This window comes from Pseudactinotalea sp. Z1748, assembly GCF_049725185.1.
In the GTDB taxonomy this organism is placed as follows: domain Bacteria; phylum Actinomycetota; class Actinomycetes; order Actinomycetales; family Beutenbergiaceae; genus CALKWS01.
In genome coordinates this window covers 816,462-833,128 of the sequence record NZ_JBMPQB010000001.1, presented here as the reverse complement: position 1 = coordinate 833,128, position 16,667 = coordinate 816,462, and the positions used below count along the sequence as shown (strand labels likewise).

The window sequence follows — 16,667 nt, the reverse complement described above, 5'->3', positions numbered from 1 at the left end:
CTACCCGAACCGCCGCGCCCGCCAGCAACCGCTGTGCCAGTGCCGCCGTTCGGCCAGTCCTGCCTCAGCCCCGAACAAGTGCTCCTCGGTCCAGGCGACCACATGTTCGATTCCTGCCGGAATGGTGTGCTTGCAACCCGGGCAGATGTAGTCCTTCTGCCCCCCTGCCAGGGTCCGCACCCGCCAGCGCAGCCCGTCCGGACCGGTCTCCGTGCGCGTCATCCCACGCAGCACCATGTCCGGGTCCAGTTCCCGGTGCGGATCGCGGTAGGGACGGCGACGGGATCGGCGGGCCATCCACCCATTGTGGCCCACGTGCAACTCCTCAGAACAGTCGTGAACTGGGGTCATCGGCCCCGCGCATGGCGTCGTAGTCCAGCACCATGCACCGGATTCCGCGGTCGGTGGCCAGCACCCGGGCCTGCGGCTTGATCTCCTGGGCGGCGAACACTCCCTGCACCGGGGCCAGCAGCGGGTCCCGGTTGAGCAGATCCAGGTAGCGGGTCAGTTGCTCCACGCCGTCGATGTCGCCACGCCGCTTGATCTCCACCGCCACCGCCGTGCCCGCGTTGTCCCGCGCCAGGATGTCCACCGGTCCGATCGCGGTGGGGTACTCACGGCGAACCAGGGCGTGCCCGGGGCCGAGCAGGTCGATCTGCTCGGCCAGCAGAGCCTGCAGATGTGCTTCAACGCCGTCCTTGATCAGCCCCGGGTCGACACCCAGTTCCACCGAGGTGTCGGAGATGATCCGATGCAGCACGATCCGCAATTGGTCATCGCTCTTGGTGGCCTGCACGGTCCACACCTGGCTGGCGCCGGCTTCGGCTTCGGCGCCCTCGGCCGGCGCGGTGGTGAGCGTGCACGGCGGGCTCATCCAGTTCAGTGGCTTGTAGGAACCGCCGTCGGAGTGCACCAGCACCGACCCGTCGGCCTTGACCATCAGCAACCGGGGCGCCAGCGGTAGGTGCGCACTGAGCCGGCCGGAATAGTCCACGGCGCACTCGGCGACGACGATCCGCACGGTCCTGCCTCAACTCCTCAGATGGTCTCGTTCGTCGACCTGGGTGGGGCGGCCTCGAGCCAGGACACCAGACCGTCCAGGGCGCTGCTCTGCGCGGCCAGGTAGAACTCGCTGTTCTCGTGCCGGCAGTGCATCTCCACCACCCGGCTGGCCCTGCCATCGACCTGCCGATTCCGGCGGGCCAGCAACACCAGCTTCTCCCGCTGCCAGCGGCGGCTCGGGCGCAACGACAGGGAGACCACCCGGTGCCAGTCCAGACCGGAGCGGGTGTAGGTGGCGATCCCGGCGTGCCAGTGCTCACCCTCCCGGACCGCGCACTCGAAGGATCCGACCCGGCGCCCCAGTGCGTGCAGGCGCCACAGCAACAACCCGGCGAGGAGCAGACTGGCCGCCAGGAGCCCGCCGATCCAGATCAGTGCGGTGGCCATCGCCTCCCCGGTCCGTGCACGTCAGTCCTGCCCAGGTGTCTGGGCCTGGGGCGCCCCGTCGATACTCGCGGTGCTCGGATCGATGACCACGGTGACCTGATCCTGGTCCACGGAGAGGAATCCACCGTCGACCTGCATCTCCATGTCCTGGTCCTCGATGGCATCGATCCGGATCTTCCCGGTGCGCAGCACCGCCAGCACCGGCTGGTGCCCGGTCAGGATACCGAGATCGCCATCCGAAGCCGGGACAGAGACCGACCTCGCCTGGCCCTCCCACAAGAGGCGCTCGGCGGAGACCACTTCCACAGTCAGTGGCACGTCGCCCTCCTTCTTCTCGTCACTCGCTCTGGCTCAGTCAGCGCAGTTCGGACTGGATCCGGTCCCAGTTGCGTTCCAGGTCCTCCAGGCCACCAATGTTGTAGAAGGCCTGCTCGGCGACGTGGTCGTACTCACCGTCGGCGATCTTGCCGAACGCCTCGATCGTCTCGCTCAGCGGCACAGTCGAGCCGACCACACCGGTGAACTTCTCGGCCATGTAGGTGTTCTGGGACAGGAACTGCTCGATCCGCCGGGCCCGGTTCACCGTGATCTTGTCCTCCTCGGACAACTCATCGATACCCAGGATGGCGATGATGTCCTGCAGTTCCTTGTTCTTCTGCAGGATCGCCTTCACCCGGGTGGCCACGCGGTAGTGGTCCTCGCCCAGGTAGCGCGGGTCCATGATCCGGCTGGTCGAGGCCAAGGGGTCCACCGCGGGGTAGAGCCCACGCGAGGCGATGTCACGGGAGAGTTCGGTGGTGGCGTCCAGGTGGGCGAACGTCGTGGCCGGCGCCGGGTCGGTGTAGTCGTCGGCGGGCACGTAGATCGCCTGCAGCGAGGTGATCGAGTGCCCCCGGGTGGAGGTGATCCGCTCCTGCAGCTGGCCCATCTCGTCGGCCAGGTTCGGCTGGTAGCCCACCGCCGAGGGCATCCGGCCCAGCAACGTGGAGACCTCCTGGCCGGCCTGGGTGAAGCGGAAGATGTTGTCGATGAACAGCAGCACGTCCTGCTTCTGCACGTCCCGGAAGTACTCCGCCATGGTCAGCGCCGAGAGCGCCACCCGCAGCCGGGTGCCCGGCGGTTCATCCATCTGGCCGAAGACCAGCGCGGTCTTATCGAAGACGCCGGCCTCCTCCATCTCCACGATCAGGTCGTTGCCCTCACGGGTGCGCTCACCAACGCCGGCGAATACCGACACACCACCGTGGTCCTGGGCCACCCGCTGGATCATCTCCTGGATCAGCACGGTCTTGCCGACACCGGCGCCCCCGAACAGGCCGATCTTGCCGCCCAGCACGTACGGGGTGAGCAGGTCGATCACCTTGATGCCGGTCTCGAACATCTGGGTCTTGGACTCGAGCTGGTCGAAGGCCGGTGGCTGGCGGTGGATCGACCAGCGCTCGGTGACATCCAGGGTCTCGCCCTCTTCGAGGTTGAGCGGCTCACCGATCACGTTGAACACTTTGCCCTTGGTGACATCACCAACCGGCACGGTGATCGACTCACCGGTGTCGCGCACCTGCGCACCGCGGACCAGGCCGTCGGTGGGCTTGAGTGCGATCGCCCGGACCAGGTTGTCCCCCAGGTGCTGGGCGACCTCCAAGGTCATCTCGGTGCCGGCGTCGTCGGCACCCATCGTGATGGTGGTCTTCAGTGCGTTGTACATCTCCGGCAGGGCGTCCGGGGGAAACTCGATGTCGACGACGGGGCCGATCACCCGAGCAACCCGGCCCACGCCCGGCTCACGCTCGGTGGTGTCCGGGCCAGCGGTCTCGGTGGCAGTCATAGTGGCGTCCTTCTCCTGTGGTGGGCTTAACTCGCGGCCATGGAGTCTGCACCCGAGACGATCTCGCTGATCTCCTGGGTGATCTCCGCCTGCCGGGCCTGGTTGGCCAACCGCGTGTAGTTACGAATGAGGTCTTCGGCGTTCTCGGTGGCCGTGTGCATGGCCCGCTGGCGCGCTGCCAGTTCGGAGGCACTGGCCTGCATCATCGATGAGAAGATCCGGATCCGGATGTACCGGGGCAGCAGGGCGTCCAGCACCTCATCGGCGTCGGGTTCGAAGTCGTACAGCGGTAGGGCATCGGTGCCGGGCTCGGCCACCCCCTCCACCACCTCCAGCGGCAGCATCCGGATCACCTGGGGATCCTGGGAGACCATGGTGCGGAACCGGGTGTACACCACGTGCAACTCGCCAACGCCGCCATGCTCAGGGTCGGTCAGGAATGCCTGCAGCAGGGTGTCGGCCACCTCGTTTGCGCGGTCCAGGCTGGGCGAATCGGAATCACCCGTCCAGGACTTCACGATGGTGCGCTGACGGAAGGTGTAGAAACTCACCCCGCGCCGGCCGAGCACGTACAGGTCGATCTCCTTGCCCTCGTCCTGCAGATGCTCGCGCAGCCGTTCGGCCTCGCGCAGCACCATCGCCGAGTACGCGCCGGCCATCCCCCGGTCGGAGGTGATGACCAGCATCGCGACCCGGCTGGTGTCCTCACGCTCGGAGGTGAGCGGGTGGGCGATGTCGGTGTGGGTGGCCACCGCCGAGACCGCACGGGTGATGGCGCGCGTGTAGGGCACGGTCTGCAGGGCACGGTCACGGGCCTTACCGATCCGTGAGGCCGCGATCAACTCCATCGCCCGGAACATCTTCTTCAGAGTCTGGGTGGAGCGGATGCGCTGCTTGTATACCCGTTGGGACACTGCCATTGGTCAGCCCCGCTTCTGCCCGACGATCTGCTCCTGGTCGATGTCGACCTCGGGATCGTCCTCCACCTCGTGCCCAACCGGGGGCTTGCCATTCGTGCCCAGGAAGGTGTCGCGATAGTCCTCCACGGCCTTGGTCATCGCCTCGATCGTGGAGTCCTCGAGTTTGCCGGTCTTCTCGATCTCATCGAGCACGTCGGTGGTACGCCCGACGTGGTCGAGCATCTCCCGCTCGAACCGGACCACGTCATCGAGTTCGACCTGGTCCAGGTACCCCTTGGTGCCGGCCCAGATCGACACGACCTGCTCGGCCACCGGGTAGGGGGTGTACTGAGGCTGCTTCAGCAGTTCCATCAGCCGGGCGCCCCGCGTGAGCTGCTGGCGCGAGGCGGGGTCCAGGTCGGAGGCGAACATCGCGAAGGCCTCCAGCGAACGGTACTGGGCCAGGTCCAGCTTCAGCGTTCCGGAGACCGCCTTCATCGCCTTCACCTGGGCATCACCACCGACTCGGGAGACCGAGATCCCCACATCCACCGCCGGGCGCTGGTTGGCGTTGAACAGGTCCGACTGCAGGAAGATCTGCCCGTCGGTGATCGAGATGACGTTGGTCGGGATGTAGGCCGAGACGTCGTTGGCCTTGGTCTCGATGATCGGCAGCCCGGTCATCGAACCCCCACCGAGTTCATCGGAGAGCTTGGCGCACCGTTCCAGTAGCCGGGAGTGCAGGTAGAACACGTCACCGGGGTATGCCTCACGGCCGGGGGGACGGCGCAACAGCAGCGAGACCGCGCGGTATGCCTCGGCCTGCTTGGACAGGTCATCGAAGATGATCAGCACGTGCTTGCCGCCGTACATCCAGTGCTGGCCGATCGCCGAGCCGGTGTAGGGAGCGATGTACTTGAACCCAGCCGGGTCCGAGGCCGGGGCGGCAACGATCGTGGTGTACTCCAGCGCGCCGGCATCCTCCAGGGCACCGCGCACCGAGGCGATCGTGGAACCCTTCTGACCCACTGCCACGTAGATGCAGCGGACCTGCTTGGTCGGGTCACCGGAGTCCCAGTTGGCCTTCTGGTTGATGATCGTGTCCAGGGCGATCGCGGTCTTCCCGGTCTGCCGGTCACCGATGATCAACTGCCGCTGGCCACGGCCGATCGGAATCATCGAGTCGATGGCCTTCATCCCGGTCTGCAGCGGCTCGTGCACGCTCTTACGCATCATCACCCCGGGCGCCTGCAGTTCAAGTTCGCGCCGGCCATCGGTCTCGACCTCGCCGAGGCCGTCCAGCGGTTGGCCCAGTGGGTCCACCACGCGGCCGAGGTAGCCATCGCCCACCGGAACGCTCAGCACCTCCCCGGTGCGGCGCACCTGCTGGCCCTCCTCGATCCCGGCGAACTCACCCAGGACCACCACACCGATGTGGCGCACGTCCAGGTTCAGCGCCAGGCCCAGGCTGCCGTCCTCGAAGCGCAGCAGTTCGTTGGCCATCGCGCCGGGCAGACCCTCGACCTGGGCGATTCCGTCCCCGGCCAGGATCACGGTGCCGACTTCCTCGGCCACGCTGGTTGCCGGCTCGTAGGATTGCACGAAGGAATCCAGCGCCGAGCGGATCTCCTCGGGCTTGATCGTCAACTCAGCCATCGTTTCTCGTCCTTTTCTCCTGACCGCCACGGGTGGGCGATCGTTTCGTCTCGTTCAGCCGGCGAGGCGCCGGCGGGCGTCGTCCAAACGGGTCAGTATGGTGCCGTCCAGCACGTCGTCACCGATCTGGATCCTCACCCCGCCCAGCACCGTGGGGTCCACAGCCACGTTCACCTGGACCTGGCGCCCGTAGGAGTGGGCAAGGATTTCTCCGAGCCGGTCCCGTTGGGCGGTGGTCAGCGGGGTTGCGGCCGTCACCACGGCCACCAGCCGACGACGGCGGTGCGCCGCCAGTTCGCTGATCTCGGTCAGTGCCGCCGCCAGCGAGGCATGCCGGAGGCTGCCCAGCGAGCGGTCCAGCAAGGTGGCCGTGGCGGGGCTGACCTTGTCGGCGAACACGGTGCGCAGCAACTCCTGCCGCCGGCTCACCGGAATCGCAGAGTCCGCTAGCGCCAGCCGCAGTTCGCGGTTGGCGGCGAGCAGGCGTCCCACCCGGAACACCTCGTCCTCGACCTGCTCCAGGGAGTCGGCGGCGGAGGCGCTGGCCAGCATCGAGTCGATCGCGAGTTGGGACAACGCGTCGGCGATGTCGCCCTCGGACGACCAGCGACTGCGGGCCATCCCCGAGACCAGGTCCACCACGGCCTCGGAGACCTTGTTTCCGAGCAGGTCGGCCACCACCTGGGCCTTGTCCGCTCCGTCCCGGCCCGGGTCGGTCAGGGCGCGGCGCAGTGCCGCCGAGCCGTCCAGCACGTCCACGACGGCGAACAGCTCGGTGCCCAGCTCCAGCGCGTTCTCTCCGGCACCGGCCAGCACGGGCTCCCACCGCTGCTCGGCCGCCTCCAGGGAGGCCTGACTACTTGCCCGCATCACTTCTCCTGGTCAGCCGGGCCGGTGTCAGCCGAGACACCGGCGTCGGCGAGTTCCTGCTCGCCGGTGCCGGCCTCCAACTCATCCAGGAAACGATCGATCACCCGCGACTGGCGGGCATCGTCGGCCAGTGCCTCCCCGATGATCCGGGAGGAGAGCTCGGTGGCAAGCCCCCCGATCTCGGAGCGCAGTGACACCACCGCGGTGCGGCGCTCGGCCTCGATCTGCCGGTTCGCGGTCTCGACCAGACGGGTCGCCTCGGCCTTGGCCTGCTCGCGCGCCTCGGCCACGATCTGGGCGGCCTGGGCGTTGGCGTCCTCCCGGATCTCCGCCGCTTCGCGACGAGCCCGGGCCAATTCCTCCTGCCGTTCGCTCCTGGCCGCCGCGGCATCCTCCTGAGCCTGCTCGGCCAGCGCCAGCCCGCCCTCGATCTTGGCGGCGCGCTCGTCCAGGACCGCGTTGATCCGCGGCAGCAGGAACTTGTAGAAGAAGAAGCCGATGATCACCAGGACGACGAGCGACCAGAGAATGTCGTAGCCCGGGGGCACGAACAGGTTCGGCTCGTACTCGTCCGCCTGGATCACAGCGGGTGACTGGATGTACTGCATGGGCACCTCTTTCAGCGTTGTGCTGGTATCAGAGGATGATGCCCGCGACCAGACCCAGCAGGCCGAGCACCTCGATCAGACCGGCACCGATGATCATGTTCCGGAAGAGTTGGCCGGACACCTCAGGCTGACGCGCGGTGGCCGCCTGGGTCTGGCCGATCATGATGCCCAGACCCACACCGGGTCCGAGGGTCGCAAGACCGTAACCGATGGTGGCGATGTTGCCGGTGACGTTGCTATCCACTGTGTTTCCTTCCTATGGCGCCCGGGCTGGGCGTCGGTGGTGTAGTTCAGGGTAGTTCGGTGAGACGAACATGGGGCCGGGCGTTCCCGGCCCGGCCCGTCAGTGGTCTTCCAACGCGAAGTTGAGGTAGACCGCGGACAAGATGGTGAAGATGAAGGCCTGAAGGACCGAGATGAACACTTCCAGGACCGTGATGAACAGGCCACCGAACAGTGTCACCGGGGCGAACACGGTCATCCCCGCGCTGGCCTCCAGGAGCAGGAAGTGGGTCGCGGCGAATGCCAGCACCAGCATCAGGTGCCCGGCGACCATGGCCACGGTGAGACGGAGGGTGAGCGTGGCCGGCCGCAGGATGAACACCTGCAGGATCTCGATCGGGGTGATGATGAAGTACATCGGCCACGGGATGCCCGGGGGGAACAGTTGGCCCCTGAGGTACTTGCCCAGCCCCTGGGCCCGCACACCTGCGGCCAGGTAGGTCAGCAGCACCCACACCGCCATCACCAGCGGTAGGCCGACCCGCGAGGTGCCACCGATGTTCAGGAACGGGATCACGCTGGCCAGGTTCATCGCCAGGATCGTCACGAAGATGACCGTGAGCATCGGCAGGAAGGGCTTGGCGCGCTCCTTGCCCATGATCTGCTCCACGATCTGGAGACGGACGAAGTCCACCAGCAGTTCCACGACCGCCTGACCGCGGCCGGGCACCAGCGTCACCCGGCGAACCGCCAGCCACAGCAGCAGCAGCAGGACAGCGACCACGACGAGGCGGACCAGCATCAGCCGGTCGAAGGCGAACCAGCCGTCCGGCTGTCCGAAGATCATCTCCGGGAAGAATTCCTCCATCCCGGGGGCGTGGAACTCGGCGGGGTCGTCAGCGGCCGCGACGAGGGGCATGGGGGCAGCGGCGGACAGGACTCTCTCCCTCAGATGCGTGGCCTGGGAACCTCCGGCCCGTGACCTCGCTCAGAGGCAGGTCAGGGGCAGGGCGACAGGCGCGGGGGTGGGAATACGGCGATCAGCCTACCTGATCCTGATCCCTGCCGTGTTCACCGCCGGGGTCCTTCCCCGCGGTGGCGTCCGGGCCGGGTGCATCGTCGGGCGATGCCGCGGACGTCACCGTCGCTTCCTGGTCGGCGTCGACGGGGAATCCGGGCCGTAGCGGTGCGCGCTGGGACAGGTCGACGGCGGGCAGCGGGGTCCGGATGACTGTGACCAACTCCACCGCGACCAGGGTCAGGGCGAGCAGGATCAGCACCCCGACGAAGGTCTCCCGGTGGTAGAAATCCAGGTTCCGCAACCACAGCAGCAACACCAGGACCACCGCCATCTTGATGATCCACCCGCCCAGCAGCACCAGTTGGAGCAGTTCGGGACCGCGCCCGACCACCAGGTAGATCAGCAGCACGGTGGTTCCGGTGAAGAACAGGCCGATCCCGGCGGCTACCAGTGCCGCCCATACACCCGGCATCTGGGCGATCAGGTACCCGATCCCGCTTCCCAGGACCGCGCCGATCACCGTGGCCAGCAGCATCCGGCGCAGCACGGTACGGATCATGTCGAGCATGGCGCTGGTGCGCACCACGGCGTCGTTGAGAAAGACGGGTTCGTTCACGGGGTGAGGTCCTTGACCGTTCGGGGAGGGGCGGTGCGGTGTGGTCAGCGGCGCATCCTGTGCCAGCCCTGCGGGGTGCGTACCGGCAGGTGCACCACGGAGATGAACACGGCCAGGACGACGGCGACCACCGTTCCCAGTATCACCCACCCGACCGGGAAGATCGCTGTGGCGGCCGCCGACGCGGCGAAGACGGCGGTCCAGACGTACAGGATCACCACGGTACGACGGTGGGAGTGGCCGTGGTCGAGCAGGCGGTGGTGCAGGTGTTTACGGTCGGCGTGGAACGGGGACTTGCCGGCGGCGAGGCGGCGCAGCACCGTGATGATCACATCGAGCAGCGGGAGCATCAGCACCGCCAACGGCAGCAGGATCGGGACGAACGCCGGGAAAGCCTGGCGGGTGGCGATCAGGCCCGGGTTGATGTCACCGGTCACCACGATCGCTGCGGCCGAGATCACCAGGCCCAGCATCATCGCTCCGGAATCACCCATGAAGATGCGCGCGGGGAAGAAGTTGTGCGGGAGGAACCCCACACAGGCCCCCACCAGGCAGGCGATCACCACAGTGGCCAGGTTGGAGTAGTCGGTGGGGCTGGTGATCTGGGTGAGCAGGTAGGTGTAGACGAAGAAGGCCGCACCACCGATCGCGATCACGCCGGCGGCAAGGCCGTCCAAGCCGTCGACCCAGTTCACCGCGTTCACCGCGAAGACGACCGCGATGACGGTGGCCACCAGAGACAGCCGGGAGGAGCCGATGGTCAGTCCGAACACCGGGAAGGTGATCAACTGCACACCCTGCCAGGCGAGCAGTCCGGCGATGAGGACCTGCCCGACCAGTTTGGTCAGCCAGTCCAGGTCGAAGATGTCATCGGCAACCCCGAGCAGGCAGATCAGACCCGCGCACATCAGGATCGCCCAGGGCAGATTGTCGGCGAAGACGCGCTCGAGGAACTCCACCTGGGCGGCCACCACCATCGCAGTGGCCAGCCCCAGGAAGATCGCCACCCCACCCAGTCGAGGTGTGGGTGCGGTGTGCACGTCCCGATCCCGCACCGGGGTGACCGCCTTGAGCCGATGCGCCACCTGCCATGCCAGCGGGGTGGCCAGGAAACTCACGGCAGCGGCCACCGCCATCAGGAGCAGGTAGATCCTCACTGGTTGTCAGGCTCCCGGGCCGTATCGGAGATTGGTGCCGGCTCCGGATCCCCGGACCGGTCCGACTCCCCTGCCGGTTCCGGCGCCAGTTCCGGCGCCACCTGCGCTAGTTCCTCGGCACTGATCGCTCCCTGACGAACGATCCGCAGCCGCTCCCCGGTGGCGTCGACGATCGTCGAGGGCTGCTGCCCCGTCGCCGGTCCGCCGTCCAGGTACAGGCTCACCGCACTGCCCAGTTGCTCGGCCGCCTCGGCCGCACTCAGCGCCGCTGGCTGCCCGGTACGGTTCGCGCTGGAGACCGCCAGCGGCCCGGTCTTGCGCAACAGAGCGAGGGTGAACTCCTCGTCCGGCATCCGCAGCGCCACTGTGCCCTCGGTCTCGCCCAGGTCCCACATCAACGAGGGCTGGGCGGGCAGGATCACGGTCAGCGCGCCCGGCCAGAAGCGCTCCACCAGGTCACGCACCACCTGGGGCACCTCGATGGCCAGGCCGTCCAGCGTGCGCACATCACCGATCAGCACCGGTGGGGGCATCTGCCGTCCGCGGCCCTTGGCCGCCAGCAGTGCATCCACCGCGTCCGGAGTGAAGGCGTCGGCGGCGATCCCATAGACGGTGTCGGTGGGAATGACCGCGAGCGCCCCCCGGGACAGGGTGCGCACGGCTTCGTCCACATGCGGCCACCAGGTGGCCGGCTCGGTGCAATCGCGCAGGTTGTGCTCAGTCACGGCACAAAGTCTCCCATGACCGGCGCTGCCGTCGTGGCTCCGGCTCGTGCCATGGTGTCTCGTGCCATGGTGTGCTGGTGAGTTCTGCCTCCCGGGCCCATGCGGTCCTGCTGCGCATCGCCTTCGCCGTCAGCGTGGGGGTGCACCTGCTGGTGCTCTACCTGCCCAGGGTGCCCGCGGTCGCCGAGGTGGAGGTGCCCGGTGCGGACAAGGTCGCACACATGCTCATCTTCGCCGGCGTGATCCTCACCGGGCGATTGCTGGGACTGTCCCTGGCCTGGTTGGCTCCGGCACTGATCGCGCACGCCTTCGCCAGCGAGCTCATCCAGCACCTGGCCCTGCCCGGACGCGGTGGCGACTGGCTGGACGTGCTGGCCAACCTCGGCGGGGTGGCCCTGGGTTGGTACCTGGCCGGTGTGATCACGCGTCACCGACTCAGCGGCGCCGGGCCAGCACCATCCGCGCCCGCCCGCTCAGGTCCTCCGCCGTCGACACCTCGGTGAAGCCTCCGGTGTCGCTGACCACCTCACGTACCGCGCCGGCCTGCACCTCGGCGTGCTCCATGATGAATACGCCTGAGGGCCGCAGCAGCCGGGCCGCGGCGCGGATGACGGCGCGGGGGATATCGAGCCCGTCCGGGCCGCCCCCGTACAGGGCCAGGTCCGGATCGTGCTCGCGAACCTCGCGCTGCTGCGGTACCGCATCGGGAGGGATATAGGGCGGGTTGGCCACGAGCACGTCCACCTGCCCCTCGTGGTCGGCCAGGAGGTCCTCCTGACGCACATCGGCGACCATCGCCCGAATGCGCACGCGCGCGGCGGCGGCGTTGGCCAGGGTCAGGTCCACCGCGGCGCCCTCGGCGTCCACCGCCAGCACCGACGAGCCGGGGACCTCGCTTGCCACCGAGACGGCGATCGGCCCGGCACCACAGCACAGGTCCACCACGAGCGGATCACGGCCGGCCCGGCGCACAGCGTGCGCGGCGGATACCGCGTGTTCGGCGACGACCTCGGTCTCCGGGCGCGGGATGAACACCCCCGGGCGTACCTGTAGGGCCAGGTGCCGGAAGTGCGCACGGCCGGTGATGTGCTGCAGTGGTTCCCGGCGCCGCCGCCGCTCCACCACGGCCGCGTAATCAGCGGTGAACTCCTCCGGGAGCGGCGGAGGCATCACCAGGACAAGGCGGTCGATGCCGAGCACGTGCTCGGCCAGGCTGATCGCGTCGGACTCGGCGCTGGGCACCTGTGCCTCGGTCAGGATGGCGGTCGCGGCCCTGATCAGGTGGCGCAGAACCGATTGCTCAGGTGTGGCCGATCGGTCCTCACTGGGTGGCACCGGCGATCCGCTCCGCTTCTTCCATCTCGATCGCCGAGCCGATCAACGTGCCGAGGTCGCCGTCGAGTACCTGGTCCAGGTTGTAGGCCTTGTACCCGGTGCGGTGGTCGGCCACCCGGTTCTCGGGGAAGTTGTACGTGCGGATCCGCTCGCTGCGGTCCACGGTGCGCACCTGGGACCGGCGGGCCTGAGCGGCCTCAGCAGCAGCGGCCTCGGCCTGTGCGGCCAGCAACCGGGCGCGCAGCACCCGCATAGCGGCCTCGCGGTTCTGCAACTGCGACTTCTCGTTCTGCATCGAGACCACGATCCCGGTGGGCTCATGGGTGATCCGGACCGCCGAGTCGGTGGTGTTCACGCTCTGCCCACCGGGCCCGGAGGAGCGGTAGACGTCGATCCGCAGGTCGTTGGCGGCGATCTCCACCTCACCGGGATCCTCCACTTCTGGCAACACCACGACGCCGGCGGCCGAGGTATGGATCCGCCCGGCCGACTCGGTCACCGGCACGCGTTGCACCCGGTGCACCCCACCCTCGAACTTCAGATGGGCCCACACCCCGTCGCCGGGATCGGCGGACCGGGACTTGATCGCCACCGAGACGTCCTTGATCCCGCCCAGGTCCGAGGCGGTGGTGTCCAGCACCTGGGTCGACCATCCCTGCCGCTCGGCGAAGCGTAGGTACATCCGTAGCAGGTCGGCAGCGAACAACGCCGACTCCTCTCCCCCGGCGCCGGCCTTGACCTGCAGGATCACGTCACGCCCGTCGTCGGGGTCGCGCGGGATGAGCAACTGGCGCAACCGGTCGGCTGCGGCCGCCTCGGCCCGTTCCATCGGCTCCACCTCGGCAGCGAACCCTGGGTCGTCCCGGCCGAGTTCGCGCGCGGCCTCGGCGTCGCCCCGGGCGCGGGTCCACTCCCGGTAGGCCGCCACGATCCGGCCGAGTTCGGCGTAACGCCGCCCCAGCGAGCGGGCCCGGGCAGTGTCGGCGTGCACGTCCGGGTCGGCCAGATCCTCCTCGATCCGGGTGTACTCGGACAAGAGCGCCTCGACGCCGTCGAACTCACTCATCACGACAGCCTCTCAGACGGTGCCCACCGGCACACCGGATGCTCAGTTGGCAGCCTTGCTCGCGGCCCTGCCGGTGGAGGTGGTGGTCTTGTTCACGGTGGCCAGGAACTCGGCGTTGGTGGCCGAACCACGCATCCGGGTCAACAACGCCTCGATCACTTCCTGGGGACTCTTCCCGGCCAGGCTGCGGCGCAGTTTCCACGCGATCTGCAACTGGCCCTCCCCGATCAGCAACTCCTCCCGGCGGGTGCTGGAGGCGTTGACGTCCACCGACGGGAAGATCCGCTTGTCCGCGAGTTCGCGACTGAGCCGCACCTCGGAGTTCGCGGTGCCCTCGAACTCCTCGAGGATCACCTCGTCCATGGTCGAACCGGTCTCCACCGCAGCCGAGGCCAGGATGGTCAGGGATCCCCCGTGCTCGATGTTGCGCGCGGCACCGAAGAACCGCTTCGGTGGGTACAGCGCCGCAGCATCCATGCCGCCGGAGAGCACCCGGCCGGAGGCGGGCAGGGCCAGGTTGTAGGCGCGCGCCAACCGGGTCAGGGAGTCCAGCAGCACCACCACATCCTGGCCGAGTTCGACCAGCCGCTTGGCCCGCTCGATCGCCAGTTCGGCCACCACGGTGTGATCCGAGGCGGGTCGGTCGAAGGTGGAGGAGATGACCTCACCCTTGACCGCGCGCTGCATGTCGGTGACCTCTTCGGGGCGCTCATCCACCAGCACCACCATCAGGTGAGCCTCGGGATTGTTGTCCGAGATCGCATTGGCGATCTGCTGCAGCAGGACCGTCTTGCCGGCCTTGGGCGGCGCCACGATCAACCCCCGCTGGCCCTTGCCAAGGGGTGCGGCCAGATCGACGACCCGGGTGGTCAGGTTCGCGGCCGTGGTCTCCAGTCGCAGGCGTTCGCTGGGGTACAAGGGCGTCAGCGAATCGAACTCGGGACGGTCCAGCGCCTCGGTGGCCGGAGCCCCGTTCACGGTGTCCAGTCGCACCAGGGCGTTGAACTTCTGCCGCTGGTTCGCCTGTTCGCCCTCCCGGGGCTGCCGGACCGCACCAACGATCGCATCACCTCGGCGCAACCCGTGCTTCTTCACCTGGTTCAGCGAGACGTAGACGTCGTTCGAGCCGGGGAAGTACCCGGAGGTCCGCACGAATGCGTAGTTGTCCAGGATGTCCAGGATCCCCGCGATCGGGATCAGCACATCATCAGGTGAGATCTCGACGTCGTCGTAGTTCGCCTCCTCGGAGCGCCCACCGCGACGCTTGCGGTCCCGGCTCCGCTCGCGCCCCCGGCGCCGCCGGTTACCGCGGTCGGAGTCATCGGGGCGGAAGTCGCCATCGGAGGGCCCCGGACTTCCCTGGCCGCGGGTGGCACGACGGCGCTGGTCGCCCTCGGAGTCCAGGCCGCGCGGCTCGGGCAGTTGGATGTCATCGACGCTGGGACGACGACGGTCGCCCTGCCCGGACTTCTCACCCTGGCCGCGCTGTTGGTCCTGCTGGGCTTGCTTGCCCTGCTGGTTCTGCGGGGCTTGCTTGCCCTGCTGGTCCTGCTGGGCTTGCTTGCCCTGCTGGTCCTGCGGGGCTTGCTTGCCCTGTTGATCCGACTTGCCCTGCTGATCCTGCTGGCCCCGCTTACCGGACGGGCCCTGCTGGGCTTGCTTGCCCTGCTGGGCTTGCTTGCCCTGCTGATCCTGCCGGTCTTGCCGACCGGGCTGGTCCTGCTGGCTCTGCCTGCCCTGCCGATCCTTCTTCCCGTTCCGGTCGGAGTCACCGGCACCGCCGGAGGGACCCTGAGGAGCACGGCTGCGCTGCTGCGGGCCGTCCTCCGGTGCATCCTGGCGCGGATCCGTCCCGCCCGGGGCGCCATCTCCGCTCGCGGTGGCCGCACCGCCGTCATCGTCGAGTGTGCCCTGCCTGGGTGTGGCGGCCGGGCGCTCGGGCTGTGCCGGGCCGCCCTGACCCGAGTCACCCGACGGGCCGCCCTGACCGGAGCGGAGGGCGTCGATCAGATCGCTCTTGCGCATCCGCCGGGCACCTTTGATGCCGAGTTCGACCGCGATCTGCTGCAACTGGGCAACCTTGAGCGTACTGAGGTCGCCGCCGGGGGCGTTGGTGGTATCGGTCACGAGGTTCCTTCCCTCGATGAGACCAGAGCCCGGTCACCGGGCCCAGGCACGAGAGTCTGCCGGTGCGATCACCGGCGTCGGTGCGCCGCACGGTCGGAAAGCACCGGCCCGCGCCACAGCGCCTGAAAACTTTGGGGGTACACCCTGGTCAACGGCGGCGTGTCCACGCCCGCCCGGGGTGCGATGCAAGCCTAGCACCGCATTCTCCCCAGGAATCAACGCCGGGCCCCTCAGGGCGCGGTGACCCGGGGTCCGTGCCGGTCGACGTCGGGGTGGCGCACTCGCCAGCCGGCCGGGATGGTGGCCAGTTGCTCTGCCGGCAGGGTCCCGAACAGCAGCAAGGTGGGTCCGGCTCCGGAGATCACCGCAGGCAGGCCCGCCCGGCGCAACCGGTCCAGCAACTCCAGGCTCTCCGGCATCACGTCGGCCCGGTAACGCTGGTGCAGCCAGTCCTGGGTGGCTGCGAACAACAGATCCGGGCGGCTGCCCAGTGCGAGCGTGAGCAGCCCGGCGCGGGCGGAGTTGGCGGCGGCGTCGGCGTGGGCGATGGTTCGTGGAAGCGCGGTACGAGCCCGGGAGGTGGACAGCCGGCGCTGCGGGATCAGCATCGTGACCTCCAGGTCGTGCACCGGCACCTGTGCCGCGCGGGCCTGTCCCTGGTCCGTCCAGGCGATGGTGGCGCCCCCGTGCAGGGCCGGGGCGGCGTTGTCGGGGTGGCCTTCGAGTTCGGTGGCCAACTGCAGGATGAGCCCGTCGTCCAGGGCCTCGGGCTCGGAGATCAGTTCCCGCACCGCCAGCAACCCGGCGACCACCGCTGCGGCGGAGGACCCCAGTCCGCGCCCGTGCGGGATCGCATTGGCGCATCGCAGTTCCAGCCCCGCCTGCGGGGCGCCCACCTGGTCCAGGGCCACCCGCATCGCGCGGACCACCAGGTGCTCCTCGCCGTCGGGCACCTCTCCCGCCCCGGCGCCGCTGACGTGCACGTGGGTGGCGCCGGTGGTGGCGCGGACCTGCACCACGTCATGGATGGCCACGGCCAGTCCGAACGAGTCGAAACCCGGACCCAGGTTCGCGCACGTGGCGGACACCGT

19 protein-coding genes are annotated in these 16,667 nt (G+C 68.5%); 1 reads left to right on the top strand and 18 read right to left on the bottom strand.

The window, feature by feature from the left end:
* From ACO0LU_RS03945 to ACO0LU_RS03880, 14 genes are all read right to left on the bottom strand, one after another.
* Nucleotides 1–297, bottom strand: a complete 297-nt coding sequence (locus ACO0LU_RS03945) for a hypothetical protein (protein WP_424790106.1) — start codon at nucleotides 295–297, stop codon at nucleotides 1–3.
* Between the two features lie 28 nt (nucleotides 298–325).
* Nucleotides 326–1,021: an endonuclease NucS gene (gene nucS, locus ACO0LU_RS03940; protein ID WP_424790105.1), complete on the bottom strand. Its 696-nt coding sequence runs from the start codon at nucleotides 1,019–1,021 to the stop codon at nucleotides 326–328.
* A gap of 17 nt (nucleotides 1,022–1,038) precedes the next feature.
* Nucleotides 1,039–1,449 carry a DUF2550 family protein gene (locus tag ACO0LU_RS03935; protein ID WP_424790104.1) on the bottom strand — a complete coding sequence of 137 codons (411 nt, stop codon included), beginning with the start codon at nucleotides 1,447–1,449 and terminating at the stop codon, nucleotides 1,039–1,041.
* A 21-nt stretch (nucleotides 1,450–1,470) separates the two neighbouring features.
* Nucleotides 1,471–1,767, bottom strand: a complete 297-nt coding sequence (locus ACO0LU_RS03930; protein WP_424790103.1) for a F0F1 ATP synthase subunit epsilon — start codon at nucleotides 1,765–1,767, stop codon at nucleotides 1,471–1,473.
* A 37-nt stretch (nucleotides 1,768–1,804) separates the two neighbouring features.
* Entirely contained in the window at nucleotides 1,805–3,274 is a 1,470-nt protein-coding gene (gene atpD, locus ACO0LU_RS03925) for a F0F1 ATP synthase subunit beta (protein WP_424790102.1), read from the bottom strand.
* A 26-nt stretch (nucleotides 3,275–3,300) separates the two neighbouring features.
* Complete coding sequence (locus ACO0LU_RS03920; RefSeq protein ID WP_424790101.1) at nucleotides 3,301–4,194, bottom strand: F0F1 ATP synthase subunit gamma; 894 nt, start codon at nucleotides 4,192–4,194, stop codon at nucleotides 3,301–3,303.
* Nucleotides 4,195–4,197: 3 nt separating this feature from the next.
* Nucleotides 4,198–5,829, bottom strand: a complete 1,632-nt coding sequence (gene atpA, locus ACO0LU_RS03915; RefSeq protein WP_424790100.1) for a F0F1 ATP synthase subunit alpha — start codon at nucleotides 5,827–5,829, stop codon at nucleotides 4,198–4,200.
* Between the two features lie 54 nt (nucleotides 5,830–5,883).
* On the bottom strand, nucleotides 5,884–6,699 hold the full coding sequence (locus tag ACO0LU_RS03910) for a F0F1 ATP synthase subunit delta (protein ID WP_424790099.1): 816 nt from the start codon (nucleotides 6,697–6,699) through the stop codon (nucleotides 5,884–5,886).
* Nucleotides 6,699–7,307: a F0F1 ATP synthase subunit B gene (locus ACO0LU_RS03905; protein WP_424790098.1), complete on the bottom strand. Its 609-nt coding sequence runs from the start codon at nucleotides 7,305–7,307 to the stop codon at nucleotides 6,699–6,701. The genes ACO0LU_RS03910 and ACO0LU_RS03905 overlap by 1 nt, the downstream gene beginning before the upstream one ends.
* A gap of 28 nt (nucleotides 7,308–7,335) precedes the next feature.
* The gene (atpE, locus tag ACO0LU_RS03900) at nucleotides 7,336–7,551 is read right to left on the bottom strand and encodes an ATP synthase F0 subunit C (RefSeq protein ID WP_424788580.1); all 216 of its coding nucleotides are present in this window, start codon (nucleotides 7,549–7,551) and stop codon (nucleotides 7,336–7,338) included.
* Between the two features lie 99 nt (nucleotides 7,552–7,650).
* On the bottom strand, nucleotides 7,651–8,448 hold the full coding sequence (atpB, locus tag ACO0LU_RS03895; protein WP_424790097.1) for a F0F1 ATP synthase subunit A: 798 nt from the start codon (nucleotides 8,446–8,448) through the stop codon (nucleotides 7,651–7,653).
* 121 nt (nucleotides 8,449–8,569) lie between these two features.
* Nucleotides 8,570–9,166, bottom strand: a complete 597-nt coding sequence (locus ACO0LU_RS03890) for a hypothetical protein (protein WP_424790096.1) — start codon at nucleotides 9,164–9,166, stop codon at nucleotides 8,570–8,572.
* 44 nt (nucleotides 9,167–9,210) lie between these two features.
* Nucleotides 9,211–10,323: an MraY family glycosyltransferase gene (locus ACO0LU_RS03885; RefSeq protein ID WP_424788583.1), complete on the bottom strand. Its 1,113-nt coding sequence runs from the start codon at nucleotides 10,321–10,323 to the stop codon at nucleotides 9,211–9,213.
* The gene (locus ACO0LU_RS03880; protein ID WP_424790095.1) at nucleotides 10,320–11,048 is read right to left on the bottom strand and encodes an L-threonylcarbamoyladenylate synthase; all 729 of its coding nucleotides are present in this window, start codon (nucleotides 11,046–11,048) and stop codon (nucleotides 10,320–10,322) included. The genes ACO0LU_RS03885 and ACO0LU_RS03880 overlap by 4 nt, the downstream gene beginning before the upstream one ends.
* Nucleotides 11,049–11,125: 77 nt before the next feature.
* On the opposite strand from ACO0LU_RS03880, the gene ACO0LU_RS03875 reads away from it, so the two are divergent.
* A complete protein-coding gene (locus ACO0LU_RS03875; RefSeq protein ID WP_424790094.1) occupies nucleotides 11,126–11,551 on the top strand; it encodes a VanZ family protein in 426 nt (141 codons plus the stop codon).
* On the opposite strand, the gene prmC is transcribed toward ACO0LU_RS03875, so the two are convergent.
* The 4 genes from prmC to thrB form a co-directional block, all read right to left on the bottom strand.
* On the bottom strand, nucleotides 11,484–12,383 hold the full coding sequence (gene prmC, locus ACO0LU_RS03870; protein WP_424790093.1) for a peptide chain release factor N(5)-glutamine methyltransferase: 900 nt from the start codon (nucleotides 12,381–12,383) through the stop codon (nucleotides 11,484–11,486). The genes ACO0LU_RS03875 and prmC overlap by 68 nt on opposite strands.
* A complete protein-coding gene (gene prfA, locus ACO0LU_RS03865; protein WP_424790092.1) occupies nucleotides 12,370–13,449 on the bottom strand; it encodes a peptide chain release factor 1 in 1,080 nt (359 codons plus the stop codon). Before prfA ends, prmC begins: the two co-directional genes overlap by 14 nt.
* 42 nt (nucleotides 13,450–13,491) lie before the next feature.
* On the bottom strand, nucleotides 13,492–15,576 hold the full coding sequence (gene rho / locus ACO0LU_RS03860) for a transcription termination factor Rho (protein ID WP_424790091.1): 2,085 nt from the start codon (nucleotides 15,574–15,576) through the stop codon (nucleotides 13,492–13,494).
* Between the two features lie 230 nt (nucleotides 15,577–15,806).
* Nucleotides 15,807–16,664 (bottom strand): homoserine kinase, encoded by an 858-nt coding sequence (gene thrB, locus ACO0LU_RS03855; protein WP_424790090.1) that lies wholly within the window; start codon nucleotides 16,662–16,664, stop codon nucleotides 15,807–15,809.
* Nucleotides 16,665–16,667: the final 3 nt, after the last annotated feature.